Source organism: Streptomyces sp. NPDC047000 (assembly GCF_040644295.1).
Taxonomy (GTDB): domain Bacteria; phylum Actinomycetota; class Actinomycetes; order Streptomycetales; family Streptomycetaceae; genus Streptomyces.
In genome coordinates this window covers 1-26,211 of the sequence record NZ_JBEYWE010000044.1, presented here as the reverse complement: position 1 = coordinate 26,211, position 26,211 = coordinate 1, and the positions used below count along the sequence as shown (strand labels likewise).

General features: G+C 72.3%; 20 protein-coding genes, 1 pseudogene and 1 riboswitch. Of the genes and pseudogenes, 12 read left to right on the top strand and 9 right to left on the bottom strand.

Translation table 11 applies throughout. The annotated features are described in order from the left end of the window. Positions 1-7: 7 nt before the first annotated feature. Genes nuoL through nuoN form a run of 3 tightly spaced genes read left to right on the top strand, consistent with a single transcriptional unit; the run spans position 8 to position 5,136 of the window. Positions 8-1,903: an NADH-quinone oxidoreductase subunit L gene (gene nuoL / locus ABZ862_RS36525; protein WP_360968291.1), complete on the top strand. Its 1,896-nt coding sequence runs from the start codon at positions 8-10 to the stop codon at positions 1,901-1,903. Positions 1,904-1,909: 6 nt separating this feature from the next. Beyond that, positions 1,910-3,481: an NADH-quinone oxidoreductase subunit M gene (locus tag ABZ862_RS36520; protein ID WP_360968288.1), complete on the top strand. Its 1,572-nt coding sequence runs from the start codon at positions 1,910-1,912 to the stop codon at positions 3,479-3,481. After that, on the top strand, positions 3,478-5,136 hold the full coding sequence (nuoN, locus tag ABZ862_RS36515; RefSeq protein ID WP_360968284.1) for an NADH-quinone oxidoreductase subunit NuoN: 1,659 nt from the start codon (positions 3,478-3,480) through the stop codon (positions 5,134-5,136). The genes ABZ862_RS36520 and nuoN overlap by 4 nt, the downstream gene beginning before the upstream one ends. A 127-nt stretch (positions 5,137-5,263) precedes the next feature. On the opposite strand, the gene ABZ862_RS36510 is transcribed toward nuoN, so the two are convergent. Continuing rightward, positions 5,264-5,851, bottom strand: a complete 588-nt coding sequence (locus ABZ862_RS36510; protein WP_360968281.1) for a hypothetical protein — start codon at positions 5,849-5,851, stop codon at positions 5,264-5,266. A gap of 293 nt (positions 5,852-6,144) precedes the next feature. On the opposite strand from ABZ862_RS36510, the gene recQ reads away from it, so the two are divergent. Next, on the top strand, positions 6,145-8,169 hold the full coding sequence (gene recQ / locus ABZ862_RS36505) for a DNA helicase RecQ (protein ID WP_360968278.1): 2,025 nt from the start codon (positions 6,145-6,147) through the stop codon (positions 8,167-8,169). Between the two features lie 103 nt (positions 8,170-8,272). Here the strand turns inward: recQ and ABZ862_RS36500 are convergent, their stop codons facing one another. Together ABZ862_RS36500 and fahA are read right to left on the bottom strand one after the other, a co-directional pair. Then, the gene (locus ABZ862_RS36500; protein ID WP_360968276.1) at positions 8,273-9,211 is read right to left on the bottom strand and encodes a M56 family metallopeptidase; all 939 of its coding nucleotides are present in this window, start codon (positions 9,209-9,211) and stop codon (positions 8,273-8,275) included. A gap of 126 nt (positions 9,212-9,337) precedes the next feature. Next, positions 9,338-10,585 carry a fumarylacetoacetase gene (gene fahA / locus ABZ862_RS36495; protein ID WP_360968273.1) on the bottom strand — a complete coding sequence of 416 codons (1,248 nt, stop codon included), beginning with the start codon at positions 10,583-10,585 and terminating at the stop codon, positions 9,338-9,340. A 262-nt stretch (positions 10,586-10,847) separates the two neighbouring features. Here fahA and ABZ862_RS36490 point away from each other — a divergent pair, with 262 nt between their 5' ends. The 3 genes from ABZ862_RS36490 to ABZ862_RS36480 all read left to right on the top strand — a co-directional run bounded on the left by ABZ862_RS36490 (position 10,848) and on the right by ABZ862_RS36480 (position 14,508). Further along, on the top strand, positions 10,848-12,092 hold the full coding sequence (locus ABZ862_RS36490; protein WP_360968360.1) for an ATP-grasp domain-containing protein: 1,245 nt from the start codon (positions 10,848-10,850) through the stop codon (positions 12,090-12,092). A gap of 168 nt (positions 12,093-12,260) precedes the next feature. Further along, a complete protein-coding gene (locus ABZ862_RS36485) occupies positions 12,261-13,463 on the top strand; it encodes an FAD-dependent oxidoreductase (protein WP_360968271.1) in 1,203 nt (400 codons plus the stop codon). A 169-nt stretch (positions 13,464-13,632) separates the two neighbouring features. Continuing rightward, on the top strand, positions 13,633-14,508 hold the full coding sequence (locus tag ABZ862_RS36480; protein WP_360968268.1) for an HAD family hydrolase: 876 nt from the start codon (positions 13,633-13,635) through the stop codon (positions 14,506-14,508). Between the two features lie 19 nt (positions 14,509-14,527). Here ABZ862_RS36480 and ABZ862_RS36475 read toward each other — a convergent pair whose 3' ends face one another. Then, entirely contained in the window at positions 14,528-15,037 is a 510-nt protein-coding gene (locus ABZ862_RS36475; RefSeq protein ID WP_360968266.1) for a transglycosylase SLT domain-containing protein, read from the bottom strand. A gap of 2 nt (positions 15,038-15,039) precedes the next feature. Continuing rightward, a riboswitch (cyclic di-AMP (ydaO/yuaA leader) is annotated at positions 15,040-15,171 on the bottom strand. Positions 15,172-15,800: 629 nt separating this feature from the next. Between ABZ862_RS36475 and ABZ862_RS36470 the strand changes: the two genes are divergently transcribed. The 3 genes from ABZ862_RS36470 (at position 15,801) to ABZ862_RS36460 (ending at position 19,636) form a co-directional block, all read left to right on the top strand. Continuing rightward, positions 15,801-16,811: a polyprenyl synthetase family protein gene (locus ABZ862_RS36470; protein WP_360968263.1), complete on the top strand. Its 1,011-nt coding sequence runs from the start codon at positions 15,801-15,803 to the stop codon at positions 16,809-16,811. Between the two features lie 248 nt (positions 16,812-17,059). Beyond that, a complete protein-coding gene (locus ABZ862_RS36465; protein ID WP_360968260.1) occupies positions 17,060-18,013 on the top strand; it encodes a CHRD domain-containing protein in 954 nt (317 codons plus the stop codon). A 321-nt stretch (positions 18,014-18,334) separates the two neighbouring features. Beyond that, a complete protein-coding gene (locus tag ABZ862_RS36460) occupies positions 18,335-19,636 on the top strand; it encodes a DUF2092 domain-containing protein (protein WP_360968257.1) in 1,302 nt (433 codons plus the stop codon). Between the two features lie 115 nt (positions 19,637-19,751). Here the strand turns inward: ABZ862_RS36460 and ABZ862_RS36455 are convergent, their stop codons facing one another. Further along, complete coding sequence (locus ABZ862_RS36455) at positions 19,752-20,999, bottom strand: amidase family protein (protein WP_360968254.1); 1,248 nt, start codon at positions 20,997-20,999, stop codon at positions 19,752-19,754. 26 nt (positions 21,000-21,025) lie between these two features. Continuing rightward, positions 21,026-21,589, bottom strand: coding sequence for a DUF6668 family protein (locus ABZ862_RS36450; RefSeq protein ID WP_360968251.1), 564 nt, complete (start codon positions 21,587-21,589; stop codon positions 21,026-21,028). A gap of 220 nt (positions 21,590-21,809) precedes the next feature. On the opposite strand from ABZ862_RS36450, the gene ABZ862_RS36445 reads away from it, so the two are divergent. Beyond that, the gene (locus ABZ862_RS36445; RefSeq protein WP_360968249.1) at positions 21,810-23,174 is read left to right on the top strand and encodes a tetratricopeptide repeat protein; all 1,365 of its coding nucleotides are present in this window, start codon (positions 21,810-21,812) and stop codon (positions 23,172-23,174) included. Positions 23,175-23,202: 28 nt separating this feature from the next. Here the strand turns inward: ABZ862_RS36445 and rarD are convergent, their stop codons facing one another. Further along, a complete protein-coding gene (gene rarD / locus ABZ862_RS36440; RefSeq protein ID WP_360968357.1) occupies positions 23,203-24,210 on the bottom strand; it encodes an EamA family transporter RarD in 1,008 nt (335 codons plus the stop codon). 150 nt (positions 24,211-24,360) lie between these two features. Next, on the bottom strand, positions 24,361-25,215 hold the full coding sequence (locus ABZ862_RS36435; protein ID WP_360968246.1) for an SDR family oxidoreductase: 855 nt from the start codon (positions 25,213-25,215) through the stop codon (positions 24,361-24,363). A gap of 92 nt (positions 25,216-25,307) precedes the next feature. Between ABZ862_RS36435 and ABZ862_RS36430 the strand changes: the two genes are divergently transcribed. Then, on the top strand, positions 25,308-25,721 hold the full coding sequence (locus ABZ862_RS36430; protein WP_360968244.1) for a helix-turn-helix domain-containing protein: 414 nt from the start codon (positions 25,308-25,310) through the stop codon (positions 25,719-25,721). Positions 25,722-25,737: 16 nt separating this feature from the next. On the opposite strand, the pseudogene ABZ862_RS36425 reads toward ABZ862_RS36430, so the two are convergent. Continuing rightward, positions 25,738-26,211: pseudogene (locus ABZ862_RS36425) on the bottom strand (2-oxoacid:ferredoxin oxidoreductase subunit beta); the annotation flags it as partial.

Below are 26,211 nucleotides of genomic sequence, written 5' to 3'. Positions count from 1 at the left end.
CTGAATCGTGGAGAACCTGATTGCGCTGCTGATCGCGGCGCCCCTGCTCGGAGCGGCCGTGCTCCTGGTCGGAGGCCGGCGCCTCGACGCCGTCGGCCACTGGATCGGCACGCTGCTGTCGACGACCTCGTTCGTGCTCGGCGTGGTCCTCTTCGCCGATCTGCTCGGCAAGGACGCCGACCACCGCACCCTGACGAACCATCTCTTCACCTGGATCCAGGTCGGGGGCTTCCAGGCGGACGTCACCTTCCGCCTCGACCAGCTGTCGATGACGTTCGTCCTGCTGATCACCGGCGTCGGCTCGCTGATCCACCTGTACTCGGTCGGGTACATGGAGCACGACGAGCGCCGCCGCCGCTTCTTCGGCTATCTCAACCTGTTCCTCGCGGCGATGCTGATCCTCGTCCTCGCCGACAACTACCTGCTGCTGTACGTCGGCTGGGAGGGCGTCGGTCTCGCGTCCTACCTGCTGATCGGCTTCTGGCAGCACAAGCCCAGCGCCGCCACGGCCGCGAAGAAGGCCTTCCTGGTCAACCGGGTCGGCGACATGGGCCTGTCCATCGCGATCATGCTGATGTTCACGACGTTCGGCACCTTCGCCTTCACCCCGGTCTTCGCCGGTGTCGGCGGCGCGTCCGAGGGCAAGCTGACCGCCATCGGCCTGATGCTGCTGCTCGCCGCCTGCGGCAAGTCCGCCCAGGTGCCGCTGCAGTCCTGGCTCGGTGACGCGATGGAGGGCCCGACCCCGGTCTCCGCCCTCATCCACGCCGCCACGATGGTGACCGCGGGTGTCTATCTGATCGTCCGCTCGGCGAGCATCTTCAACGCCGCCCCGGACGCGCAGCTGGTCGTCACCGTGGTCGGAGCCGTCACGCTCCTCTTCGGTGCGATCGTCGGTTGCGCCAAGGACGACATCAAGAAGGCGCTGGCTGGCTCGACCATGTCGCAGATCGGCTACATGGTGCTGGCGGCGGGCCTCGGCCCGATCGGCTACGTCTTCGCGATCATGCACCTGGTGACGCACGGCTTCTTCAAGGCTGGGCTCTTCCTCGGCGCCGGTTCCGTCATGCACGGCATGAACGATGAGGTCGACATGCGCCGCTACGGCGGCCTGCGCACGTACATGCCGGTCACCTTCGTCACCTTCGGCCTCGGCTACCTCGCCATCATCGGCTTCCCGGGCCTGTCCGGCTTCTTCTCCAAGGACAAGATCATCGAGGCGGCCTTCGCCAAGGGCGGCACCGAGGGCTGGATCCTCGGCGCCTGCGCCCTGCTGGGCGCCGCCATCACCGCGTTCTACATGACCCGCGTGATGCTGATGACGTTCTTCGGCGAGAAGCGCTGGCAGCCCGACGAGAACGGCGAAGAACCGCACCCGCACGAGTCGCCGAAGAGCATGACGATCCCGATGATCGTGCTGGCCGTCGGCTCGGTCCTCGGCGGCGCGTTCTTCAGCATCGGTGACCGCTTCCTGCACTGGCTGGAGCCGGTCACGGGCCACAGCGAGGGCGACTCGCCGGTCAGCGCCGGCGTCGTCACCGGCGCGACCATGGCCTGCCTGCTCATCGGCGTCGGCCTCGCCTGGGCGCAGTACGGCCGCAGGCCGGTCCCGGCCGTCGCCCCGCGCGGCTCGCTGCTCACCCGGGCCGCCCGGCGCGACCTGCTCCAGGACGACTTCAACCACGTCGTCCTGGTCCGCGGCGGCGAGCACCTGACGCGCTCCCTGGTGTACGTCGACCACACCCTGGTCGACGGCGTCGTCAACGGTACGGCGGCCACGTTCGGCGGCCTGTCCGGGCGGCTGCGCCGCCTGCAGAACGGCTTCGTGCGCTCGTACGCGGTCTCGATGTTCGGCGGTGCGGCGGTCCTGGTCGCCGCGACCCTGCTGATGAGGGCGGTCTGATATCCGATGTCCTTTCCTCTGCTGACAGCGACGGCGGTGCTCCCGGCCGTGGGAGCCGTCGCCACGGCCGCCGTCCCGGCCGCGCGGCGCACCGCCGCGAAATGGCTGGCGCTGCTGGTCTCCCTGGGGACGCTGGGCCTGGCGGTCGCCGTCCTGGTCCGCTTCGACCCGGGCGGCGCCCGCTACCAGCTCACCGAGTCCCACTCCTGGATCAAGGCGTTCGGGGTGAGGTACGAGCTGGGGGTGGACGGCATCGGGGTGGCGCTGGTCGCGCTCACCGCCGTACTGATGCCGTTCATCGTCCTGGCGAGCTGGCACGACGCCGACCCGCTGAACAACGGCAACCGCCGCTGGCGGCCCACGCAGGGCTTCTTCGCCCTGCTGCTGGCCGTCGAGGCGATGGTGATCCTCTCGTTCGAGGCCACCGACGTCTTCCTCTTCTACATCTTCTTCGAAGCCATGCTGATCCCGATGTACTTCCTCATCGGCGGCTTCGGCGACCATGCCCACGAGCACGGTGAGGAGGCGGCGTCGACCCAGCGGTCGTACGCGGCGGTGAAGTTCCTCCTCTACAACCTGGCCGGCGGTCTGATCATGCTGGCCGCGGTGATCGGCCTCTACGTGGTCGCCGGGAGCTTCAGCCTCCAGGAGATCGTGCAGGCCCGCGCGAGCGGCTCGCTGCACATGGCGACCTCCACCGAGCGCTGGCTGTTCCTCGGTTTCTTCTTCGCCTTCGCGGTGAAGGCGCCGCTGTGGCCGGTGCACACCTGGCTGCCCAACGCCATGGGCGAGTCCACCGCGCCGGTCGCCGTGCTGATCACGGCGATCGTCGACAAGGTGGGCACCTTCGCGATGCTCCGCTTCTGCCTCCAGCTCTTCCCGGAGGCCAGCAAGTGGGCCACGCCCGCCATCATGGTCCTGGCCCTGATCAGCATCATCTACGGCGCACTGCTCGCCGTGGGCCAGCGCGACATCAAGCGGCTGATCGCCTACGCGTCGATCTCGCACTTCGGCTTCATCGTGATGGGCGTCTTCGCGATGACCAGCCAGGGCCAGTCCGGCGCGACCCTCTACATGGTCAACCACGGCATCTCCACGGCCGCGCTGATGCTGGTCGCCGGCTTCCTGATCTCCCGCCGCGGCTCCCGGCTCATCGCCGACTACGGCGGGGTGCAGAAGGTGGCCCCGGTGCTCGCCGGCACCTTCCTGATCGGCAGCCTCGCGACACTGTCGCTGCCGGGCCTCGCGCCCTTCGTGAGCGAGTTCCTGGTCCTGGTCGGCACCTTCACCCGGCATACCGCGGTCGGGGTGATCGCCACCTTCGGCATCGTCCTGGGCGCCCTCTACAGCCTCGTCCTCTACCAGCGGACGATGACGGGCCCGGTGAAGTCCGAGGTCTCCGCGATGCCGGACCTCAGGGTGCGTGAGCTGGCGGTGGTCGCCCCGCTGATCGTGCTGCTGATCTTCCTCGGCGTCTACCCGAAGCCGGTGACGGACATCGTCAACCCGGCGGTCAAACACACCCTGTCGGACGTACAGAAGACCGACCCCAAGCCCGAGGTGGAGGCGGCCAAGTGAGCGCAAGCGCCGTCCACGGCCTGTGGACAACATCGGCCACGGCCGCCCAGTCGATCGGGAAGATCGACGCCCCCAAGATCGAGTACGCCCAGCTGTCCCCGACCCTGATCGTCCTGGGCGCGGCGCTCGTCGGGGTGCTCGTCGAGGCGTTCGTCCCGCGCAGACAGCGCTACTACGCGCAGGTGTTCGTGTCGGTCGTGGCGTTCGTCGCCGCGTTCGCCACGGTCGTCGCGCTGGCTGCCGACGGATACGGCACCACGAAGGCGCACATCGCGGCCATGGGCGCGATCGCCGTCGACGGCCCCGCGCTGTTCCTGCAAGGCACCATCCTGCTGGCCTCGCTGGTCGCCGTGTTCACCTTCGCGGAACGGCGCCTGGACCCGGAGACGCACGGCAACCGCGTCGACTCGTTCGCGGCGCAGGCCGCCTCGGTGCCGGGCAGCGACAGCGAGAAGGCCGCCGTGAAGGCCGGCTTCACCACCACCGAGGTGTTCCCGCTGCTGCTCTTCGCGGTCGCGGGCATGCTGGTCTTCCCCGCGGCCAACGACCTGCTGACCCTGTTCGTGGCGCTGGAGGTCTTCTCCCTCCCGCTGTACCTGATGTGCGCGCTGGCCCGCCGCAAGCGGATCATCTCGCAGGAAGCGGCGGTCAAGTACTTCCTGCTCGGCTCGTTCGCCTCCGCGTTCACCCTGTTCGGCATCGCCCTGCTGTACGGCTACTCGGGCTCCGTGTCGTACGCGAGGATCGCGCAGGTCGTCGACGGCACGGTGACCGGCGTCGACCCGGCGCTGGCCGGCACCATGGGCAACGACGCGCTGCTGCTGGTCGGCGCCGCGATGCTGGTCATGGGCCTGCTCTTCAAGGTGGGCGCCGTCCCGTTCCACATGTGGACCCCGGACGTCTATCAGGGCGCCCCGACCCCGGTGACCGGCTTCATGGCGGCGGCGACCAAGGTCGCCGCGTTCGGCGCGCTGCTGCGCGTGCTGTACGTCATCCTGCCGGGCATGCGCTGGGACTGGCGGCCCGTCATGTGGGGCGTGGCGATCATCACCATGCTGGGCGGTGCGATCGTCGCGATCACGCAGACCGATATCAAGCGACTGCTGGCGTACTCGTCGATCGCGCACGCGGGGTTCATCCTCGCGGGTGTCATCGCGACCACCAAGGACGGCGTGTCGTCGGTCCTCTTCTACCTGGCCGGGTACTCGTTCGTGACGATCGGCGCCTTCGCCGTGGTCACGCTGGTGCGCGACGCGGGCGGCGAGGCCACCCACCTGTCCAAGTGGGCCGGTCTCGGCCGCAGGTCGCCGCTGGTGGCCGCCGTGTTCGCGGTCTTCCTGCTGGCCTTCGCCGGTATCCCGCTGACCTCCGGGTTCGCCGGTAAGTTCGCCGTGTTCAAGGCGGCGGCGGCCGGTGGAGCGGCCCCGCTGGTCGTGGTCGGTGTGATCTCCTCGGCGATCGCGGCGTTCTTCTACATCCGGGTGATCGTGCTGATGTTCTTCAGCGAGCCGCGGCCTGACGGCCCGACCGTCGCCGTGCCGTCGCCGCTGACGACGGCGGCGATCGGGGTGGGCGTGGCCGTCACGGTCGTGCTCGGTGTGGCGCCGCAGTACTTCCTCGACCTGGCCAGCCAGGCGGGCGTCTTCGTCCGCTGACCGGCCGGGCACGCCGCGCGGGCCCCGGTTCTCCCCAGGGGAGCCGGGGCCTTCGCGTGCGCGGGCACGGGCGCCGGTGTGGGCCGCGGGCATGCCGCGCGGGCGTGCGGACAGGCGTGCGTGCGGGTCAGGACGACGGGCACTTCACGGTGGGGTTCCACTGGGAGAAGAGTCCGTCCGGGTTGTTCTTGTAGAGCCAGACGTGCAGGTCGTAGTGCGTGGGCATACCGGGGTAGTGGCCCGGCATCGGGCCCTGGAAGTCCTGTCCGAACAACCGGGGCCGGGCGTTCTCGCTGTCCTTCACCGGCACGACCCACTCCACGCCGACGAGCCTGCGCCTGCCGTCGTCCCCGGCCTCGTAGAGCAGCCCGGCGGGCCTCGCGGGGTCGAGGGAGCCGAAGCGGGACTCGTTGAAGTAGTGGAAGCCCATTCCGCCCTGGTCGCGGGCCAGGCACATATGGGCGTCGTAGCCGTCGGCGGCGGCGAAGGGCAGATAGCGGTACTTCGCCGTCGCCGCGCGGGCGGCGGCGAGCTGTTCGACGACGGCGGGGTCCCGGTCCGTGGCGGTCGCCGCGGAGGGGTCTGCCGCGTGGGCCGCGGAGGAGTCCGGGGCATGGTCCGCGGCGTGTGCAGGGCCGGTGGCCGTGGTGAGGCCGAGGACCGGGGTGAGAGCGGCGGCCAGGCCGACAGCGGCTCTGGTCAGGCGAGCGGTCATGACATGCAGCTCCTTGGAACGGTGACAGGTGGGGGACGGACGGGCTGCCGGACGGACGGCGGGCTGCCGGGGCCGCCCTCGGCAGCCTGTCGCGGGCGGGATACGGCGGCCACCTGGAGACCCCCGATGGGCTGATACGACAAGTGATCGCGAGCTGTGGACAACTCGGGACGCTGTCGGCGCGGCGCCCTATCGTGGACGCAGTGGTCGAGAGACGACGCACGGGGGACAGGACTATGCGCGGGACGGGCGGGATCATCGAGATGCCAGGGGCCGAGACGTCAGGGGCCGAGATGCGAGGGATTGGGACGCGAGGGGTCGGGACGCTAGGGGCCGGGACGCCGGAGGTGACGGACAGTGAGGCGCTGGCCACACTGCACCGGGTCTTCGGGTACGAGACCTTCCGTGGCGAGCAGGAGGCGATCGTCGAGCACGTGGTCGCGGGCGGCGACGCCGTGGTCCTCATGCCGACCGGCGGCGGCAAGTCGCTGTGCTACCAGATCCCCGCCCTGGTCAGACCCGGTACCGGAATCGTCGTCTCCCCGCTGATCGCGCTCATGCAGGACCAGGTCGACGCGCTGCGTGCGCTCGGCGTGCGCGCCGGGTTCGTCAATTCCACCCAGGACTTCGACGAACGCCGCACGGTGGAGGCGGAGTTCCTCGCGGGCGAGCTGGACCTGCTCTATCTGGCACCCGAGCGGCTGCGCCTGGACGCGACCCTGGACCTGCTCGGCCGGGGCAAGATCTCGGTCTTCGCCATCGACGAGGCGCACTGCGTGTCCCAGTGGGGCCATGACTTCCGCCCCGACTATCTCTCCCTCTCCCTGCTGGGCGAGCGCTGGCCGGACGTGCCCCGGATCGCCCTCACGGCGACGGCCACCCACGCCACCCACCAGGAGATCGTCCAGCGGCTCGGGATGCCGGCCGCCCGCCACTTCGTGGCGAGCTTCGACCGGCCCAACATCCAGTACCGCATCGTGCCCAAGGCCGATCCGAAGAAGCAGCTGCTCGCCTTCCTGCGCGCGGAGCACGCGGGCGACGCCGGCATCGTCTACTGCCTCTCGCGCAACTCGGTGGAGCGGACGGCGGAGTTCCTCACGGCCAACGGCATCGAGGCGGTGCCCTACCACGCGGGCCTGGACGCGGTCACCCGCGCGGCGCACCAGTCCCGCTTCCTGCGGGAGGACGGCCTGGTCGTGGTGGCGACCATCGCCTTCGGCATGGGCATCGACAAACCCGACGTCCGGTTCGTCGCCCATCTCGACCTGCCCAAGTCGGTGGAGGGCTACTACCAGGAGACCGGCCGCGCGGGCCGCGACGGACTGCCCTCCACGGGCTGGATGGCCTACGGCCTCAACGACGTCATACAGCAGCGCAAACTCATCCAGTCCGGTGAGGGCGACGAGGCGTTCCGCCGCCGGGCCGCCGCCCATCTGGACGCCATGCTGGCCCTGTGCGAGACGGCCCGTTGCCGGCGCGGGCAGCTGCTGGCCTACTTCGGCCAGGAGCCGGACGCGGAGGGCTGCGGCAACTGCGACACCTGCCTCACCCCGCCGGAGACCTGGGACGGCACGGTCGCGGCGCAGAAGGTGCTCTCCACGGTGGTGCGGCTGCAGCGGGAGCGGGGCCAGAAGTTCGGCGCGGTGCAGATCATCGACATCCTGCTGGGGCGGCGCACGGCCAAGGTGATCCAGTTCGACCACGACCAGCTCTCCGTGTTCGGTATCGGCGAGGAGCTGACCGAGGGCGAATGGCGCGGTGTCGTACGGCAGTTGCTGGCCCAGGGGCTGCTCGCCGTGGAGGGGGAGTACGGCACGCTGGTGCTGACCGAGGCCAGTGGCTCGGTGCTGCGGCGCGAGCGGGAGGTGCCGCTGCGCAAGGAGCCGAAGAAACCGGCCACGGCCCGCGCGTCCTCGCCGGGCAAGGGCGAGCGCAGGGCCAGGGCCGCCGTGGCGGCCGCCGAGCTGTCCGAGGAACTTCTCCCGGCCTTCGAGGCACTGCGGGCCTGGCGTGCCGAGCAGGCCCGTGAGCAGGGCGTTCCGGCGTATGTCATCTTCCACGACGCCACGCTGCGGGAGATCGTCACCGCCTGGCCGGCCTCGGTCGCCGAACTCGGCACCGTGGGCGGGGTCGGCGAGAAGAAGCTGGCGACCTACGGGGAGGGCGTGCTCGGCGTGCTGGCCGCTCTCGCCGCCGGCCCGGACGGGGACCGGGCCGTGGCGGGGGACCAGGCTCCGGCGGGCGGCGCCACCGCGCGGGACGACGACTGGCCGGAGCCGGAGGGCGAGCCGGGGCCGGAGCCGGACGACTGGATATAGAGGCGGCAGAGGTTCTTGCCGCGCCCCTGCCGCACGCCTGGCCGTTCCCCCTCGTCCCGCTCGGCCCGTCCCTGTCCGGTCCGTTCCCGCGCGGTCTGCCGGCTCAGCCCAGTGCCGTCAGCCCCGGGGTGAAGGTGATCAGCAGCGGGATCAGCGGCACCAGCGCGGCGGCCGTCGTGGTCAGCGCCCGGCGCCGCCGGTCCAGCCGGGGCGGTGGCTGGAGGAGACGGTCGACGCGTTCGCCGAGCAGACGGCGGCTGGAGGCGCAGGACAGCACACCCCGGTGCTGGTTCAGCTCGATCAGCGCCAGGGCCGTGGTCAGATGGCCGCAGCGGCGGGACGCGGTGTCGTCGGCGGCCAGTTCGACCAGGCGGTGGGTCTGGTCGCAGAAGTGGGCGAAGACCGGGACACGGGGGAAGCCGGTGGCCAGCGCGGTGGACAGGTGGAGCAGCCAGTCGTGGTGGGCGCGGGCGTGGTCGCGCTCATGGGTGAGGACGGCGTCCAGCTGGAGATCGGTGAGCCGCCGGAGGGCGCCGGTCGTGACGATCAGCTGGGGCGGATGGCCAGGCAGCCACCAGGCGTCGGGATACTCGTCCTCCAGCACCAGCAAGGCCCCGCGGCGGACGGGCAGCCCGGCGGGCAGCTCGGGGGCCCGCTCCCGCAGGTGCGCCCGCTTCAGACCGCGGCCCCGGCGCGCCTCGACCGCCTCGCGGGCCAGCATCGCGGTCGTCCACGCGGCTCCGCAGGCCAGCAGCAGGGTGAGCGCGGCGGCCCAGGGGGCCGTGGCGGACAGGTCGTAGGCGGCGGTCACGGCGGGCGGCGCGGGGGCGAAGACCTGGTCGCGGACGGTCTGGAAGACGGCGGCGGCACCCAGCACCAGTGCGGCCAGGCAGCACAGCAGGACGGTCGCGACCAGGCACTGCCACACCCACAGGGCGACGACCGGTTCCCGCTCGGGCCAGACGGCCGCGGTGAGCGCACGGGGCGCCGGCACGGCCGCCGAGAAGGCGACGACGCTCAGCAGGAGCAGGCAGAAGGTCATGCCGGGAACTCCGGTTCCAGGTCGAGCGCGACGGAGGACGGACAGCGGTCTGCGGGTGCCGCCCGCCGCTCAGTATGACGGCGACGGGCGGCCGGAGTCAGGTGCCCGGCACGGGGAGAATCGCGCTCACCGCGCGACCACCCGCCCCGTCACCTCGCCCAGACCGACCCGGGTGCCGCCCGCTCCCGGGGCCCAGGCGGACAGGGTCACCACGTCCCCGTCCTCCAGGAACGTGCGCTTGCCGTCGGGGAGCTCCAGCGGGTCGCGCCCGTTCCAGGTCAGCTCCAGCAGGGAGCCGCGCTGGTCCGGGTCCGGTCCGCTCACCGTGCCGGAGGCGTACAGGTCGCCGGTGCGCAGGGACGCGCCGTTGACCGTGAGATGGGCGAGCTGCTGGGCGGCGGTCCAGTACATGGCGGAGAAGGGAGGACCGGAGACGGCGTGACCGTTGATCTCGACGCCGATGCGCAGGTCGTAGCCGCCGGGCTCGGTGCCGGGGGCGGAGTCGTCGAGGTAGGGGAGCAGGGGGTGCGTGCGTGCCGGGGGCGCGGTCCGTGCCTCGTCGAGCGCCTCCAGGGGCGTGATCCAGGCGGAGACGGAGGTGGCGAAGGACTTGCCGAGGAACGGGCCGAGGGGGACGTACTCCCAGGCCTGGATGTCGCGGGCCGACCAGTCGTTGAGGAGGCACAGGCCGAAGACATGCTCCCGGAAGTCGGCCAGCGGGACCGGGGTGCCCGGACGCGACGGCGCCCCGACCACGAAGCCGACCTCGGCCTCGATGTCCAGGCGGACGGACGGGCCGAACACCGGCGCCGGGTCGGCGGGACCCTTGCGCTGGCCCGACGGCCGCACGACGTCCGTGCCGGACACCACGACCGTGCCCGCGCGGCCGTGGTAACCGATCGGCAGATGCTTCCAGTTGGGGGTGAGGGAGTCGGCGGCGTCCGGGCGGAAGATCCGGCCGACGTTCCGGGCGTGGTGCTCGGAGGAGTAGAAGTCGACGTAGTCGGCGACCTCGAAGGGCAGGTGCAGGGCCACCGAGGACAGGGGGTGGAAGAAGGGCTCGATCGTCTCCCGGTGGGACGGCACGGTGAGCCAGGCCGTCAGCGCGCGGCGTACGTCCGACCAGGTGGTACGGCCCGCGGCGAGGAGCGGGTTCAGGGACGGCCGGGCGAGCAGGGAGGCGTACGGCGAGCCGAGTGCGCGGGCGGCCGCGCCGGCGTCCAGGACACGGTCCCCGAGCCGCACACCCACCCTCCTCCCGGCACCCGGTCCGGCCGGACCGGCGGGCCCGTCGGCTCCGGCGGGGGAGAACACGCCGTAGGGCAGGTTGTGCGGGCCGAAGGGGTCGCCCTCGGGGACGTCGAACGGGGGCATGGATACCGCCTCGCTTTCGTGCACATCGGGTGCGCGTCGGGTGCGCGCCGGTCACGGGAGGTGCGCCGTGCGTGCCACGGGTCGCCGCACAGGTTACGGGTGGGCTGCCTGTCCGGGCAGTGCCTAAAGAGTTTGCAATGTCCGCTTTGGGGTTGTCGGAGGCTTACATTCCGGCTTAGCGTCCTTTGGGGGACGCGGACGGGGTGGGTCCGCTCCGTAAGGGGGACACGTGGGGGGACCCGTGGCCAGGGGCACCGCCGGCATGCCGTTCGCGGCGGACCGTGAGGTGCCGGGCCTGATCGTCAAGTTCGGTGACTACCCGCTGCATCACGGGGGCGTCGGCGCGATCCGGAGCCTGGGCCGGCTCGGCGTCCCCATGTACGCGATCACCGAGGACCGTTACACACCGGCGGCCGTCTCCCGCTATCTGCGGCGGGCGTTCGTCTGGCCGACGTCCGGCACGGAGGACCCGTCCCGCCTGATCGAGGGGCTCCTGCGCATCGGCCGCCGTATCGGCCGCCCCGCCGTCCTCGTCCCCACCGACGAGGAGGCCGCCGTCCTGATCGCCGAGCACCAGGAGGCGCTGGAGGACCGCTTCCTGTTCCCGCGCGTCGAAGCGGCGCTCCCGCGCCGTCTGGCCAGCAAACAGGGGCTGCACGAACTGTGCGCGGAACACGGGGTGCCCAGTCCCGCGGCGGCCTTCCCGCAGTCGTACGACGACATCGCGGTCTTCGCGGAGAAGGCGCGCTTCCCGGTGGTGGCGAAGAACCGGGAGGCGTTCGTACGGCGCGCGCGGCCCGCCGTCAACGGCACCACCAGGATCGCCACCCGGGAGGGTCTGCTCGCCCGGGCCCGTGCCTGGGGCGAGCGGCCCGGTGTGATCCTCCAGGAGTACCTGCCGAGGGAGGAGGCCGAGGACTGGATCGTGCACGCCTACGTCGGCCGGGACTCCGTGCCCCTCGCCCTGTTCACCGGCGTCAAGGTGCGCTCCTGGCCGCCGCACGCGGGGATGACGGCGAACGCGTACGTCGTCGACAACCCGGAACTCGCCGACCTGGCCGCTCGTTTCGTCAAACAGATCGGCTTCACCGGCATCGCCGACCTCGACCTGCGTTTCGACCGCCGCGACGGCCGCTACAAACTGCTCGACTTCAACCCGCGCATGGGCGCCCAGTTCCGGCTGTTCGAGAACGAGTCGGGGGTGGACGTGGTCCGCGCCATGCACCTCGATCTGACCGGCCGCGCCGTCCCGGCCGGTGAACAGCGGACCGGTCGGCGGTACATCGTGGAGAACATCGACCTGCCCGCCCTCCTGGCCTACCGCCGCAGCGGCTACACGACACCGCACGCCCCAATCCGGCCGAGCGGGACGGAACTGGCCTGGCTCGCGGGTGACGACCCCCTGCCGTTCCTCACGATGCTCGCGCGCTTCGTCCGGCCGGGCGTGAAGCATCTCCACCAGTTGTGGCGGGCCGGCCGCCACGACGGCGGCACCGGCGCGAGGTAGGCGACGCACGGCACCCGACACACGGCACCCGACGCGCGGTGCGCCGTACGGGGTACGCGCCACGGAGGCGGGCAGCACGAAGCAGGCAGCACGAAGCAGGCGGCGCCGGGTACGGCGACGCCGGGCAAGGCAGCGCGAAACAGGCAAGTCGTCCTGGGGAGGGACTTCGTGATCCAACCGGTAGCAGTCATCGGCGCCGGCCCCTTCGGCCTTTCGACCGCCGCGCATCTCACCGCGCGCGGCATCCCGGTACGCGTCTTCGGCGAGCCCATGGTCAGCTGGCGCGACCAGATGCCGGCGGGCATGATCCTCAAGTCCACCCCGGCCGCCTCGAGCATCGACGCCCCGCAGCCCGGCCATACCCTCGCCGACTACTGCGACGCGGCGGGGACGTCCCGTCTGGTGACGGACGAGGACCTCATCCCCGTGGAAACGTTCACCGCTTACGGCGAGTGGTTCCAGCGGCAGTTGCTGCCCGGACTCGAACGGGTGCGGGTGGTGTCTGCGGACCGCCGCGAGGGCGGCGGCTTCGACCTCAAACTGGACTCGGGAGAGTCGTTCACGGCGCGTGCGGTGGTGGTGGCCACCGGTCTGTCGGGCCTCGCGTACCTCCCACCGGAGCTGGCCGTCGCCGGGGCGGGCGGACCCGCCCCCACCGGACCCGTCTCGCACAGCTCCCAGCACCACGACCTGACCCGGTTCGCGGGCCGGGACCTGGTCGTCGTCGGCGCGGGCCAGTCCGCGCTGGAGACCGCGGCTCTGGCCGCCGAGGCGGGCGCCCAGGTCACCGTCGTCTCCCGCGGCCGCGACAAGGTCGCCTTCGGCGCAGCGCCGTGGGACCAGCCCCGGCTGCGCCCCGAGTCGCCCTTCGGCCGTGCCTGGTCCCTGTGGGCGTTCAGCCACTACCCGCACCCCTACCGGTACCTGCCCGCGCATCTGCGCCACTACCTGGTCCGCCGCGTCCTGGGCCCGCTCGGCGCGTGGTGGCTGCGCGACCGCTTCGAGGACAAGGTGACGGTGCGGGAGGTCGAGCGGATCACCGGTACGGACGCCCCGGACGGCAGCCCGCGGCTCACCGTCCGCACCCTCGACGGCCGTACCCGCGAGCTCCCCGCCGACCATGTCATCGCCGCGACCGGCTACCGCGTCGACACGGCGGCGATGGACTTCCTCGGCGACGGACTGCGCACCGAGGTGGCCGTCAGCCGCGGCACCCCGAAACTCGGCGCGGGATACGTCTCCTCGGTCCCCGGCCTCTACTTCACCGGCCTGCCCGCCGCCGCCTCCTACGGTCCGGTGATGCGCTTCGTGTGCGGCACGGAGTTCGCCTCCCCGCGGCTCGCCGAGCACCTCGCGATGGCGCACCCCTGACCGGCGGTCCGGCACGTCGTGAAGATCACATGAAGTATGTGTGCGACCGAAGCGGCTGCGGCGGAAGGGGAGTTGACATGGGCGGCAGTGCGTGGCGGCGAGGTGCGGCCCTGCTCCGCCGTGCCCCGCGTGTCCGATCGGCGCGTCCGGCGATCCGTATTCTCTGATCATGCCCGCAACCGTCGCGCCTGCCGACCGCCCCGTTTACTCCCTCATCGCCACCGACCTGGACGGGACACTGCTGCGCGGAGACGACACCCTCTCCGACCGGACGCTCGCCGCGCTCGCGCGGGTGACGGCGGCCGGCGCGCGGCACCTGGTGGTGACGGGCCGCCCGGCGCCCAGGGTGCGTCCGCTCCTGGAGGACCTGGGCGGCGCGGGGTTCGCGGTGTGCGCCCAGGGCGCGCAGCTGTACGACGCCGCCACCGACCGGCTGCTGTGGTCCGTCACCCTGGACCGCGAACTGGCCGAGACCGCGCTCGGCAAGATCGAGGCCGAGGTGGGGGAGCTGTACGCGGCCGTCGACCAGGACGGCGTGGACGGGCTCACGCTGACAGAGCCCGGCTATCTGATGCCGCACCCGACCCTGCCGGCGGTGCGGGTACGGCATCGCGACGACCTCTGGTGCGAGCCCATCAGCAAGGTCCTGCTGCGTCATCCCACGCTGTCCGACGACGAGTTGGCGGCGACGGCGCGCGGAGTGATCGGTTCGCTGGCCACCGTCACCATGTCGGGCCCGGGCACCGTGGAGCTCCAGCCGTGCGGCATCACCAAGGCGACGGGCCTGGCCCTGGCCGCCGAACACCTCGGTGTGCGCCCCGCCGACACCATCGCCTTCGGTGACATGCCCAACGACATCCCGATGTTCGACTGGGCGGCCCACGGCGTCGCCATGGCCAACGCGCACCCCGAACTCAAGGCGGTGGCCGACGAGATCACCCTGTCCAACGAGGACGACGGCATCGCAGCGGTCCTGGACCGCCTCTTCCCCCAGGGGCCGGCGGTCCGGTTCGGGAACGAGGCCCCGCAAGGGGCCGGTTCCTGAGGGGCCGGCCCGGCGGGGGCTAATACGCTCCGTTGACGTTGTCGATCGACCCGTAGCGCGCCGCGGCGTAATTGCACGCCGCGGTGATGTTGGCCACCGGATCGAACGGGCTGTAGGACGTTCCCGCCACGTGGTAGGCGAGGAAGGTCGGGTCGATCACCTGGAGCAGCCCCTTGGACGGAGTCCCCTTGGCCGCGTTGGAGTCCCAGTTGTTGACGGCGCCGGGGTTGCCGGAGGACTCGCGCATGACGTTGCGGTAGATGCCGTTGTAGGTACCGGGAATGCCCTTCTGCGCCATGATCGCGAGGGACTGGCGGATCCAGCCGTCGAGGTTGTTCGGGTACCCGGCGAGAGCGGTGGACGAGGTGGCCGGCGTGGCGGGGGCCGCGGACGCGCTGGTCGCGCCGACGAGCGGCAGCGCCAGGACGGCGGCGCCGGTCACGGCGACGGCGAGCGTGCGCAGGAGGCCGGAGGAGCGGGGGGCGCGGGACGCGCTGAGGGCATGGCGGAGCTGGCCCGGTGCAGACATGACACATTCCTCTCCGTCGCCTGCGAGGTGAGCTGTCGGGTTCGGGCGGGAGCTGCCCGGCCGGGCCGCCCTGCGGCGGCGCGACTTCACCCCGAGCCGGCCCGGCGCGCTGTCCGGTACGGCGTTCTACCTGGGTCCCCCGCTCCTGCCATGGCGAGTGGGTGGGTGGTCGGTCGGGCGGCGGCAGGATTCGGCGTTCCGCTCGACTGGCCGGGAACGTATGCGAGAGCACATGTCCGGAACAAGTCGCGGAGAGGGGTATCGCGCAGTTTGACCTTGGTCGGAGCGATATGGGCCGCTTGATCCTTTGCGTCCGCCATGCATCAACTGGGCGGCAGGGGAAAGAGGGTGTGGGGAGCGTCGGCGCGCGGTGGGCCGGACGCGCCGGGAGTGCCGAGTGAGGCAACTCACGGTTTCGAGCGAGAGTGACGAAAAGGGCAATTAGCTCAGATGTGATCAGTTCGGACGTATTTCGACGGCCGACTCCGAATGGAACCTCGCGGGCGGTGCGCGTCGTTGTTCTGGTGATGGTGTGCGATCGCCCGATTCGCGGCAGACGGCAATAATTCCTCTTAAGTCAATCAATGTCCGTTCTTATTGTTTGATCAAATGCATAACGGTCGTGATCCAATAGCGCCCGTCCTGTGACGGTGGGCGCTATCGGTGATCGAAAGCTGACCGGATACGCTGACTTGAGTGATGGCAGCGACCTATCGACAAACCGCGTAAGCGCCGGTAGACGCCAGCAGACAGGAGATCCCCCGTGACCGTCGTCGGGCCGTTCGGGCTGAGCGTGCGGGACCAGGCTCTGGAAGCCGATGTCCAGGCCGGATTGGCGGCTGTCGAGGAAGGGCTGCTCGAGGCCACCAAGAGCGAGGTCCCCTTCATCACACAGGCGGCGCAGCATCTGGTACGGGCGGGCGGCAAACGGTTCCGGCCCCTGCTGGTGATGCTCGCGGCGCGCTTCGGCGACCCGTACGCGCCGGGAGTGGTGCCGTCGGCCGTGGTCGTGGAACTCACCCACCTGGCCACCCTGTACCACGACGACGTCATGGACGAGGCCGCGGTGCGCCGCGGTGTGCCCAGCGCCAACGCCCGCTGGGGCAACTCGGTGGCCGTCCTGACCGGGGACTTCCTGTTCGCCCGCGCCTCGCACATCCTGGCCGACCTCGGCCCGGAGGCGGTGCGGGTGCAGGCGGAGGCGTTCGAGCGGCTGGTCACCGGGCAGATCCTGGAGACGGCGGGCCCGGCCGACGGCCGTGATCCGGTCGAGCACTATCTGGACGTGCTGGCCGGCAAGACGGGTTCACTGGTCGCGGTGTCGTGCCGTTTCGGCGCCATGATGTCCGGCGCCGACGAGACGGTCGTCGACGTGCTCACCCAGTACGGCGAGCGGCTCGGCGTCGCCTTCCAGCTCGCCGACGACGTCCTCGACATCGCCTCCGACTCGCACGAGTCGGGCAAGACCCCGGGCACCGACCTGCGCGAGGGCATTCCGACCATGCCGGTGCTGCGGCTGCGGGAGATGGCGGCGCGGGACGGCAGGGCGGAGGACATCGCGCTGCGCGAGCTGCTCGACTCCGACCTCGGCGACGACGCCCGCCACGCGGAGGCGCTGACGGCGCTGCGGGCGCACCCCGCGCTCCAGCAGGCCCGCCGCGACACCGTGCGGTACGCCCAGGACGCCCGCGCGGCACTGGCCCCGCTGCGGGACTGCGACGCGAAGGCGGCCCTGGTGGAGCTGTGTGACGCGGTCGTGCACCGGGCCGGCTGAGCCCCGGCGGCACGCGCCCCGCCGTAGCCGCCGCGCGTCAGCTGCTCCGGTGTGTCCGCCGCGCGTCAGCTGCTCCGCGGTGTCCGCCGTGCCGCATCGGCTCCGCCGCTTCCGCCGTGCCGCGTCGGCTCGCCGTATGTGACCCGCATCACGCCGGTGGGCTGAGCCTCGCCCCCGGGGCGCGCCGTACTCATGCCCGGGACCCGGTGCAGGGGACGCCGGGCGAGATGCGGGGAGCACGCACCATCATGGGCATCAGCGCAACGCGTACCACGCGCCGCACGACCTTGATCGCCACCGGCGCCGCCCTGGTCGCGGCCGCGGGCGTGGCCGCCGGGTCGATCCCGGCGGTCGCCGCCACCGCGACCGCCACGGGCACCGCCGCCACCACGACCGTCCTGGCCACCGCCCTGCGCGGCGCCGCCGAGGTGCCCGTCGCGGGCGGCCCGGCCACCGGGGACGCGCACGGCACGGCACTGGAGTTCATCAAGGTCGAGGGCGACAAGGTGTCCGTCGCCGTCACCTGGCACGGCACCGGCAGGCCGACCGCGCTCCACCTCCACCAGGGTGCCAAGGGCGTGAACGGCGATGTCGTCGTCGACCTGACCGAGGCGCTCAGGCACGCCGGACACCACAGCGCCACCGGCACCGTCGAGGTCGACGACCCGGCCGTGCTGACCGCGCTCACGAACGACCCCGGCTCCTTCTACGCCAACCTGCACACCAGGAAGTTCCCCGGGGGAGCCGTCCGCGGGCAGCTCCACAAGGTCACCGCCGACGTCGACTTCCGCCACGCGCTGCGCGGCGTCCGGGCGTCCGTCGTCGAGGGCGAGCAGATCTACGAGTGCAAGGCGGACACCACCGGCGGACACGCCTTCGCCCAGCGCGACGTCAGCGCCCGTCTCCAGCACGGCATCCGGCACTCCTTCGTGGCTCCGAACTCGGGTACCCCGCAGTGGGTCGCGCCCGACGGCAGCGCGGTCACCGGTGCCGTCCTGACCAAGACCCCGAACGGCGACGGCAACATCCCCGAACTCGACCTCAGGGCCACGCAGTCCGGCGCGGGCCGTGGCCTGCTCGCCGGCACGGTGGAGGTACTGCGCCTGAACACGGCGGGCGGTACGGCCCCGGCCGGTTCCTGCACGCCCGGCGACATCGTCTCGGTGCCGTACCACGCGGACTACGTCTTCGTGCAGGGCTGACCCGTCCTCGGACGTCGGCGCAGGCACGGCGGCACCTTCCCACCAGGCCCCTGACGGGTGGTCCGGCCCCCGACACGGCCGGTCCCCCGACGGGAGGTCCGGGCCCGACCCCTACGGGTCGGGAGGAGGTGCCGCCGTCGTGTGTCATACCGCAGTCGTACGCGGAGTTGAGCCCGCGGTCTGACGATTTCACCCGGCCGATTTGGTGAGATGGACACCACGGAGAACACCACTCCTCACCGGTTCGGGTGAGAACGGCGGCTCGTGGTGGACAGGTACGCAGGGTCGGGAGCCGCCGCCCACGACGGAGGTAGGGCACACATGGCACCGTACGGATCCGACGACAACAGGGACATCGCAGCGGACACCGCAGCGGGCATCGCGGAGGCCGACGACACGCGCGGCGCAGGCCGTAAGGCCGCCCGGTATGCCGTCCCGGTCGCGGTGGTGGGGGTGGCCGCGGTGACCATCGGCCTGGTGCCGGCGCTCGCCGACTCCGGTGACCCCAGCCTGCCGAAGATCACCGCGCAGCAACTCATCGACAGGATGGCCACGTCGGACGTCGAGCAGCTGTCCGGCACCGTGAAGATCACCACTGATCTGGGCCTGCCCGACCTCGGCGGTCTCGTCGGCAGCCTCGCCTCGGCGGCCGGGCAGCAGGGCGGCGGCGCGTCCGCCGACCCGAGCTCCAAACTGATGGAACTGGCGTCCGGCACGCACACCCTGCGGGTCGCGACGGACGGCCCCGACCGGCAGAAGCTCTCGCTGACGGAGGGCGCCGCCGAGTACACCGTCATCCACAACGGCACGGACGTCTGGGGCTACGACAGCGCCTCCCACCAGGTCTACCACGGCACCGCACCCAAGAACGCGCAGTCCCGTGAGCGGCCCGCCACCCCGGGGGACTTCGCCGACGAGGCCCTGAAGGCGGTCGACGACACGACCTCGGTCACGGTCGACGGCACCGCGCAGGTCGCCGGCCGGGACGCGTACAAGCTGGTGATCAAGCCGAAGCAGTCCGGTACGACCGTCGGCGCGATCAGCATCGCGGTGGACTCGAAGACCTGGATGCCCCTGAAGTTCACGCTGACCCCGGCGAGCGGGGGCGCGGCGGTGGTCGACGCCGGCTTCACCAAGGTGTCCTTCGCCAAGCCGTCCGCGGCCACCTTCGACTTCACGCCGCCCAAGGGCGCGAAGGTCACCCAGGAGGGTTCGGAGACGGCCGCCACGCCCCGCAAGGACGCCCCGAAGTCGGCGGACGGGCTCCTCGAGGGCCTCGGCGAGCAGCCCGGTGGCGGCATGAGCGGCACCGGCGGCCTCCTGGGCGGGGCCTCGGGCGACGGGTACAAGGTCCTCGGCAAGGGCTGGAACGCCATCGCGGTCCTCGGCTCGGACAGCACCGGCACCAGCGGCAAGAGCAGCGGCAAGAGCAGCGGTGGCCAGGCCGCCGGCGGCGACCTCGGTGGCATCCTCGGCTCGTTCGGCGACAAGGTGACCGGCACGTTCGGCTCGGGCACGGTCTTCTCGACCCGCCTGGTCAACGCGCTCGTCACGGACGACGGCACGATGTACGTCGGCGCCGTCACCAAGGGCGCCCTGGTGAAGGCGGCCGACGCCGGCTGACCCGCCCACGCCCCCTACGGGCACGCCCGGGAGGGCGGCACGGGACATCACCGCACGACGACGGCCGCGCGGACCACGGCTCTGCGAGGCGGCGGCCGCGCGGCCGCCGCCTCGCCTACGGGGGTGACCCCGGCGGAGTGACCGCGCGCAGCCCCGCCCGGACCTCCGCGGCCCGTGCCACCCGGAGCAGCAGGGACTCCCGCCCGTGTGCCGCCACGAGCTGGAGTCCCACCGGGCAGCCGTCGGCCCCGAACCCGGCGGGAATGCTGAGCGCCGGATGGCCGCTCAGGTTGAACGCCCAGGTGAGCGCGGTGGAGTAGTGAGCACCCGGGCCCTCGTGGCCGTGCGGGGCGTTCGGGGTCACCGGCGTCAGGAGCAGGTCCGCGCCGGTGAAGAGGACGGCGAGCCGTTCGTCGTTCCCGGCGCGGAGCAGGCGGACCGGGACCCGGTCGGCCCCGGGGGCGCCGCGCAGGGCGAGCCAGGCAGGCGCCGGATCGTGCAGGCGCAGGGAATCACCGGGCTGCGGTCGGCCAGGCGGCACCACGCGCTCGTCCGCGAGCGGCGGCGCCGGGCCCTCGTCCGCGAGCCGTACGGCATCCGCTTCCGTGAGCCGTACGACACCCGCCTCCGCGAGTCGCAGCGCGGCCGTGTGGGCGACGGCCGTCTGTTCCGCGTCCGGCTCGGCGAAGCCCAGGCCGGGCGACCAGACGGCGCGCACGGGCGGCTCGCCCGATCCGGCGTCCGCCGGTTCCGGCCGGCCCGACACCACCCGCCAGTACGCCGCCGCGTCCGCCGCGTGGCGGGCCAGCACCCCGGCCGCCGCGAGGCCCGTACGGTCCGGGGACGGCAGCCGTCCGTTCGTGGTCTTCAGCCCCACGACCCCGCACCACGCCGCAGGGATCCGTACCGACCCGGCCCCGTCGCTCCCGGTCGCCAGCGGCACCAGCCCCGCCGCGACCGCCGCCGCGGAACCCGCCGACGAACCGCCCGGGGTGCGGTCGGCCCGCCACGGGTTGACGGTACGGCCGCCCGCCCCGAGCCCCCAGGTCTGCCACGCGGTCCCGGGACCGGGCACGGCGGTCGCGCCGACGGGCACGCATCCGGCGTCCAGCAGCGCGCCGACCACCACCGAGCGCAGCGCGCCGCGCCGTCCCTTCACCCCGAGCGGCACCCCGGCCAGCGGCAGCTGCTCGCCCGCCGCGACCCGGGCGTCCACCCCGGCGGCCCGGCGCAGCGCGTCCGCCGCCCACACCTCGGCGAAGGCGTACAGGCCGGGGTCGGCCCGCTCGATCCGGGCGAGGGCGTCCGCGACGGCATCGACGGCTCGGACCCGGCCCGCCCGCACGGCCCGGGCGAGGTCCACGGCCGACGGCAGGGGCCGGACCCCGCTCAGCGGACGCTCCTGCCCGTCGCACCCGTCGCACCCGTCGCTCGTGTCACCCCCGTCAGCCGGGCCAGCGGTTCCGTCTCGCGGGGCTGGCGGCCGGTGAGGTCGCCGAGGCGCCAGTCGGGGACCCAGGGAACGTGATAGACGTCGATCACCGACTCCAGCATCCTGACGCGCTGGGCCAGGGGCCGGGGCAGCCGGCCGGGGGCGTCCGCGACCAGCACCACCGCGTCCAGGTCGAGACCGCGCGGCGCGGCACCGTGCCGGAAGATCTCCAGAACCCGGTTCACGGACTCGAGGCCGCTCGCGTGCGTACGGGCCACCAGCAGGACGGAGGACGGATCGGCGGGGCCCGGCCAGTCCCGCCCGCAGTCGTGACCGCCGTAGACGGCCGCGAGGGTGGTGGCACCGGCGCCCCCGTGGGTGGCCAGCCAGGAGAAGCGCCGCGGCGTGACCGTCCCGAAGCCGGACACGCCGCCGTCCCGGTCGGCGGCCGGCGGCGGTTCCGCGCCGGTCACCGGGCCGCGCAGCCAGATCTCCGGGCCCTGTGGCACACCCGTCTGCATGACCGTTTCCTCTCTGGCGGGGGCTCTGGGACGAGCCTGTGACGTCATGGTGACCCGGAAAGGTGAGCAAGCGGCGAGACTCGACGGTAAGCGTACGAGTCAAACGTGCCCGGACGAACCGGCCTTGAGCCGGTGAGTCCCTGCCGGACGGCTGGTGGAGCACCATGGAACCCGCACGCGCCGTCCGCCGACTCCCCTACGTCACCGAGTGAGGGAACGCATGACTCGACTCAGCCGCGAGAAGAAGCGGGACCAGCGGGAACAGCGCGAGCACCGGCGTGCCGTTCCACCGCCCGTCTCCGCGGCGGCGCCGATAGACGTCCGCGTGTCCGCCCCGGGGAGCAGCACCGGCGGGGGCGGTACGGCCGTCGCGACCATCGGCGGTGTCCCGGTCTCCGCCGGGCCCGGCGAGGAGATCCAGCACACCGTCCTCGACCACCTCCACCGCATCGCCCTCGCCACCGGCCGGCCCGTCGTCGCCCACGTCCACGACGACCGCATCGGTTACGTCATCCCCCTCCAGGTGGGCACCGACGGCGCGAGCAGCTTCGCCGGCGACCCGCTCCGGCTGCCTGTGCCGACGGCGGTGCCGGTGCCGACGGCGGGGGAACGTCTCCGTGCTCCGGGAGACACCGGGTGCGACACGCCCGTGAGGGACGACAAGCCCACGCACGGCCTGCGCCGGCTCCCCGATCCCGCCGCCCACGAGCCGGTGCGGGAGGCCGTACCGACGTTTCCCCTGCACGCCGTCCCGGAGCCGCTGCCGCTCGGCGGTACGACACCCACGTTCCCCCTGCGCGCCGTCACCGAATCCGCCGGGTCCGCTGAGTCCGCAGCACCGGTGCCCGACCCTGCTCCCGGTACCGTCCTCCCGCCGACCGGGGTCTTCGGCCCGCCCCCCGAGATGGACGCTCCGCCCACCCGGCTCACCGGGCCCGAGCGAGAGTCCCGGCCCGGATCCGCCCCCGCTGCCGTCCCCGCCCGCGTGCCCGAGTTCGGCCTCGACCCCGACCTCGACCCCGAACTCCGTCCCGCCCCCGCCCGGGGCTTCGACGCGGTGGCCGAAGCGGTGCTCGGCGACACCCCGCCGGCCGCCCCCGGCGAGCCGCCCGCGCTGCTCGCCGAGCCGGTGTCACGGATCAACGAGGCGGTCAAGGCGGGCCTCATCGACACCGCCGCGGAACTCGCCGGACGCACCATCACCGAGGCCACCGGCACCCTGGGCACGGAGCACCCGGAGGTGCTGCGGCTGCGCGAACTGACCGCCTACATCGCCTACCTCGCCGGGGAACCGGTGCGGTCCTTCCGGCTCTCCGTCGAGCTGGCCCGCATCCACCGCGCCGCTCACGACGCGGAGGGCGCGTACGGCAATGTGCAGAGTGCCGCCACCGCGTGGCGTGCCGTCCGCGACCCGGAGCAGGGGCTGAGTCTCGGTCGTGACCTGATCGGTCTGTGGACCGACCTCGCCGCGGAGGAGGGCCCGGCCGCCGAGGACATCGAGGAACTGGAGTCGGCCCGCGCCCGTATGGGCCGCCTGACGGAGCGTGTCGCCCGCGGCCGGGGCGGGGCCCCGGCCCGCGACTGACACCGGCTCCGGTGGGCAGGACCGTCCGTCACCTGTCCACCGGAGCCGCGGCCGCGCCGGCACCTGTTCCCGCCGCGGTCCCTGCTCCCGTTCCCGCTCCCGTCCCCGGAGCCCGTACCGCCGCCGCCTCCACGAGCCCCCGCTGCCGGCGCGCGACACGGAGCGCGTCCCCGGTCAGCAGCACCAGCGCCAGCCACACCAGGCCGAACCCGGCCCAGCGCTCCGGCGGCATCGCCTCGTGGAAGTACAGGACACCGCACAGGAACTGGAAGACCGGCGCCAGGTACTGCAGCAGCCCCAGCGTCGACAGCGGCACGCGGATCGCCGCGGCCCCGAAGCAGACCAGCGGCAGTGCGGTGACCACGCCGGTCGAGGCGAGCAGGGCCGCGTGGCCCGGGGTGCCGGTGGTGAACGTGGAGTCGCCACGTGCGGTCAGCCACGCCAGATAGCCGAGCGCGGGCAGGAACTGGATCGCGGTCTCGGCGGTCAGCGACTCCAGGCCGCCCAGGTTGACCTTCTTCTTCACCAGCCCGTACGTGGCGAAGGAGAAGGCGAGGCACAGGGAGATCCACGGCGGGTGGCCGTAGCCGACGGTCAGGACCAGCACCGCGGCGAGTCCCACGCCGACCGCCGCCCACTGCACGGGACGCAGCCGTTCCTTGAGGAGCAGGACGCCCATCGCGATGGTGACCAGCGGGTTGATGAAGTAGCCGAGGGACGCCTCGACGACATGGCCGGCGTTCACGGCCCAGATGTACACGCCCCAGTTGACCGTGATGACGGTCGCGGCGACGGCTATCAGTCCCAGCCTGCGCGGCTGCCGCAGCAGCTCCGCCGCCCAGGCCCAGCGCCGTACGAAGAGCAGCGCGGCGGCGACGAAGGCGAGGGACCACACCATGCGGTGGGCGAGGATCTCCACCGACCCGGCGGGTCTGAGCAGCGGCCAGTAGAGGGGGACGAGGCCCCACATGCCGTAGGCCGCGAAGCCGTTCAGCAGTCCCGTCCGCCGCTCGCCCTTCGACGACTCCCCGGCCACCGGCCCCTCCTCCATGCGCCGGGCCCGCACGACCGGGCCCATCCGCTCGAAGGTAACGCCGGGCGCCCCCGCCTGTCATAACCATGTCGTCATACGGTCATGACAGGCGGGGGCGGACCGGGGGCAGGCGGGAGCGCGCGGGGGGACCGGTCAGTTCTTCAGCGCGGCGCGGATCGCGTCCGCCAGGGGCGTGGTCGGGCGTCCGGCCAGCCGGGACAGGTCGCCGGTGGTGACGACCAGCTCGCCCTTCGCGATGGACGCGTCCACACCGACCAGGATCTCCGCGAACGGCTCCGGCATGCCCGCGCCGGTCAGGATGCCCTTCATGACCTCACCGGGGACGGCGTTGTAGGCGATCTCCGAGCCGGTCTGCGCGCTCAGCTCGGCCGCGTACTCGGCGAAGCTCCACGCCTCGTCGCCGCCCAGCTCGTACGCCTTGTTCTCATGGCCCTCGCCGGTCAGCACCGCGACGGCGGCGGCGGCGTAGTCGGCGCGCGAGGCGGAGGAGACACGGCCCTCGCCGGCCGACGACACGACCGCGTGGTGCTCCAGGACCGGGGCGAGGTTCTCGGTGTAGTTCTCGTGGTACCAGCCGTTGCGCAGCAGCGTGTACGGCAGGCCGGAGGCGAGCAGGATCTCCTCGGTGCCGCGGTGGTCGTCGGCGAGCGCGGCCCGCAGGCTCGCGGGTGCGCTGGTGTACGCCAGCAGCGCCACCCCGGCCGCCTTCGCGGCGTCGATGACGGTCCTGTGCTGCTGGACACGGCCCTTGTCGAACTCGTTGCCGGAGACGAGCAGCACCTTGTCGCCGGCCGCGAAGAGGCCGTCGAAGGTCTCCGGGCGGTTGTAGTCCGCGACGGCGATCCTGACGCCGCGTGCCGCGAACCCGGCCCCCCTGGCCTCGTCGCGCACGACGGCGGTGATCTGTCCGGCCGGGACCTTCTCCAGCAGCTGCTCCACGACGTGACGGCCGAGGTGTCCGGTGGCTCCGGTGACGACGATGCTCATGATCTGGGTTCTCCTTGTGGGGTGGCTTCTCCTCCGACTCTAGGGTGAGCGCTAACTGAACGAAAGTACCCACTTTGAAGTAAGGTACAGGGGTGAAGGTAAGTGCCCAGGTCAAGGTCGCGCCCGTCGGTAAGTACGACACCGACGAGGCGCTGTGCCCGTACCGCCGCGTCATCGAACACGTCACCAGCCGCTGGGGCGTCCTGGTGCTGATCGAGCTCCTCGACCGCCCCCACCGCTTCAGCGAGCTGCGCCGGGTGATCGGCGGGGTCAGCGAGAAGATGCTCGCCCAGACCCTCCAGACCCTGGAGCGCGACGGCTTCGTCCACCGCGACGCCAAGCCGGTCATCCCGCCCCGCGTCGACTACTCCCTCACCGACCTCGGCCGTGAGGCCGCCGAGCAGGTGCGGGCGCTCGCCCTGTGGACCAAGGACCGGATGGCCGACGTGGAACAGGCCCGCCGCACCTACGACGAGGCCCGGGACCTCAGGTCCCGGGCCTCGTGACACAGCGGCGCGGCGCTCAGCCGAGGACCGTCCAGGTGTCGCCGCCCGCCAGCAGCCCCGCCAGGTCGCCCTTGCCGCGCTGCTCGATCGCCTTGTCGAGCTGCTCGGCCATCTGCGTGTCGTAGACCGGCCGCTCCACGGACCGGAACACGCCGATCGGGGTCTGGTGCAGCGTGTCCGGGTCGGCCAGCCGCGACAGCGCGAACGCCGTGGTCGGCGACGAGGCGTGCGCGTCATGGACCACGAGCCGCCCCTCGTTCTCCGGCGTCACCGTGACGACCTCCAGATCACCCGTCACGGGGTTGCGCACGACACCGCGCGGCTGTCCTCCGCTCCCGGCATCGCCGGCGCGGGAGCTGTCCCCGCCGCCGAACCGGATGAGCTGTCCGTGCTCGAGGCGGATCAGTGCCTGTTCGGCCTGCTGCTTGTCCTTGAGGGCGTCGAAGGCGCCGTCGTTGAAGATGTTGCAGTTCTGGTAGATCTCGACGAG

Bases quoted from the DNA above. Each gene is read 5' to 3' on its own strand.
- fahA (WP_360968273.1), bottom strand. From the start codon at position 10,585: ATGCCCCCGTTCGACGTCCCCGAGGGCGACCCCTTCGGCCCGCACAAC.
- ABZ862_RS36500 (WP_360968276.1), bottom strand. From the start codon at position 9,211: ATGACCTTCTGCCTGCTCCTGCTGAGCGTCGTCGCCTTCTCGGCGGCC.
- ABZ862_RS36480 (WP_360968268.1), top strand. From the start codon at position 13,633: ATGCCCGCAACCGTCGCGCCTGCCGACCGCCCCGTTTACTCCCTCATC.
- ABZ862_RS36490 (WP_360968360.1), top strand. From the start codon at position 10,848: ATGCCGTTCGCGGCGGACCGTGAGGTGCCGGGCCTGATCGTCAAGTTC.
- ABZ862_RS36460 (WP_360968257.1), top strand. From the start codon at position 18,335: ATGGCACCGTACGGATCCGACGACAACAGGGACATCGCAGCGGACACC.
- ABZ862_RS36450 (WP_360968251.1), bottom strand. From the start codon at position 21,589: ATGCAGACGGGTGTGCCACAGGGCCCGGAGATCTGGCTGCGCGGCCCG.
- ABZ862_RS36465 (WP_360968260.1), top strand. From the start codon at position 17,060: ATGGGCATCAGCGCAACGCGTACCACGCGCCGCACGACCTTGATCGCC.
- ABZ862_RS36435 (WP_360968246.1), bottom strand. From the start codon at position 25,215: ATGAGCATCGTCGTCACCGGAGCCACCGGACACCTCGGCCGTCACGTC.
- ABZ862_RS36445 (WP_360968249.1), top strand. From the start codon at position 21,810: ATGACTCGACTCAGCCGCGAGAAGAAGCGGGACCAGCGGGAACAGCGC.
- ABZ862_RS36520 (WP_360968288.1), top strand. From the start codon at position 1,910: ATGTCCTTTCCTCTGCTGACAGCGACGGCGGTGCTCCCGGCCGTGGGA.
- ABZ862_RS36475 (WP_360968266.1), bottom strand. From the start codon at position 15,037: ATGTCTGCACCGGGCCAGCTCCGCCATGCCCTCAGCGCGTCCCGCGCC.
- recQ (WP_360968278.1), top strand. From the start codon at position 6,145: ATGCGAGGGATTGGGACGCGAGGGGTCGGGACGCTAGGGGCCGGGACG.
- ABZ862_RS36510 (WP_360968281.1), bottom strand. From the start codon at position 5,851: ATGACCGCTCGCCTGACCAGAGCCGCTGTCGGCCTGGCCGCCGCTCTC.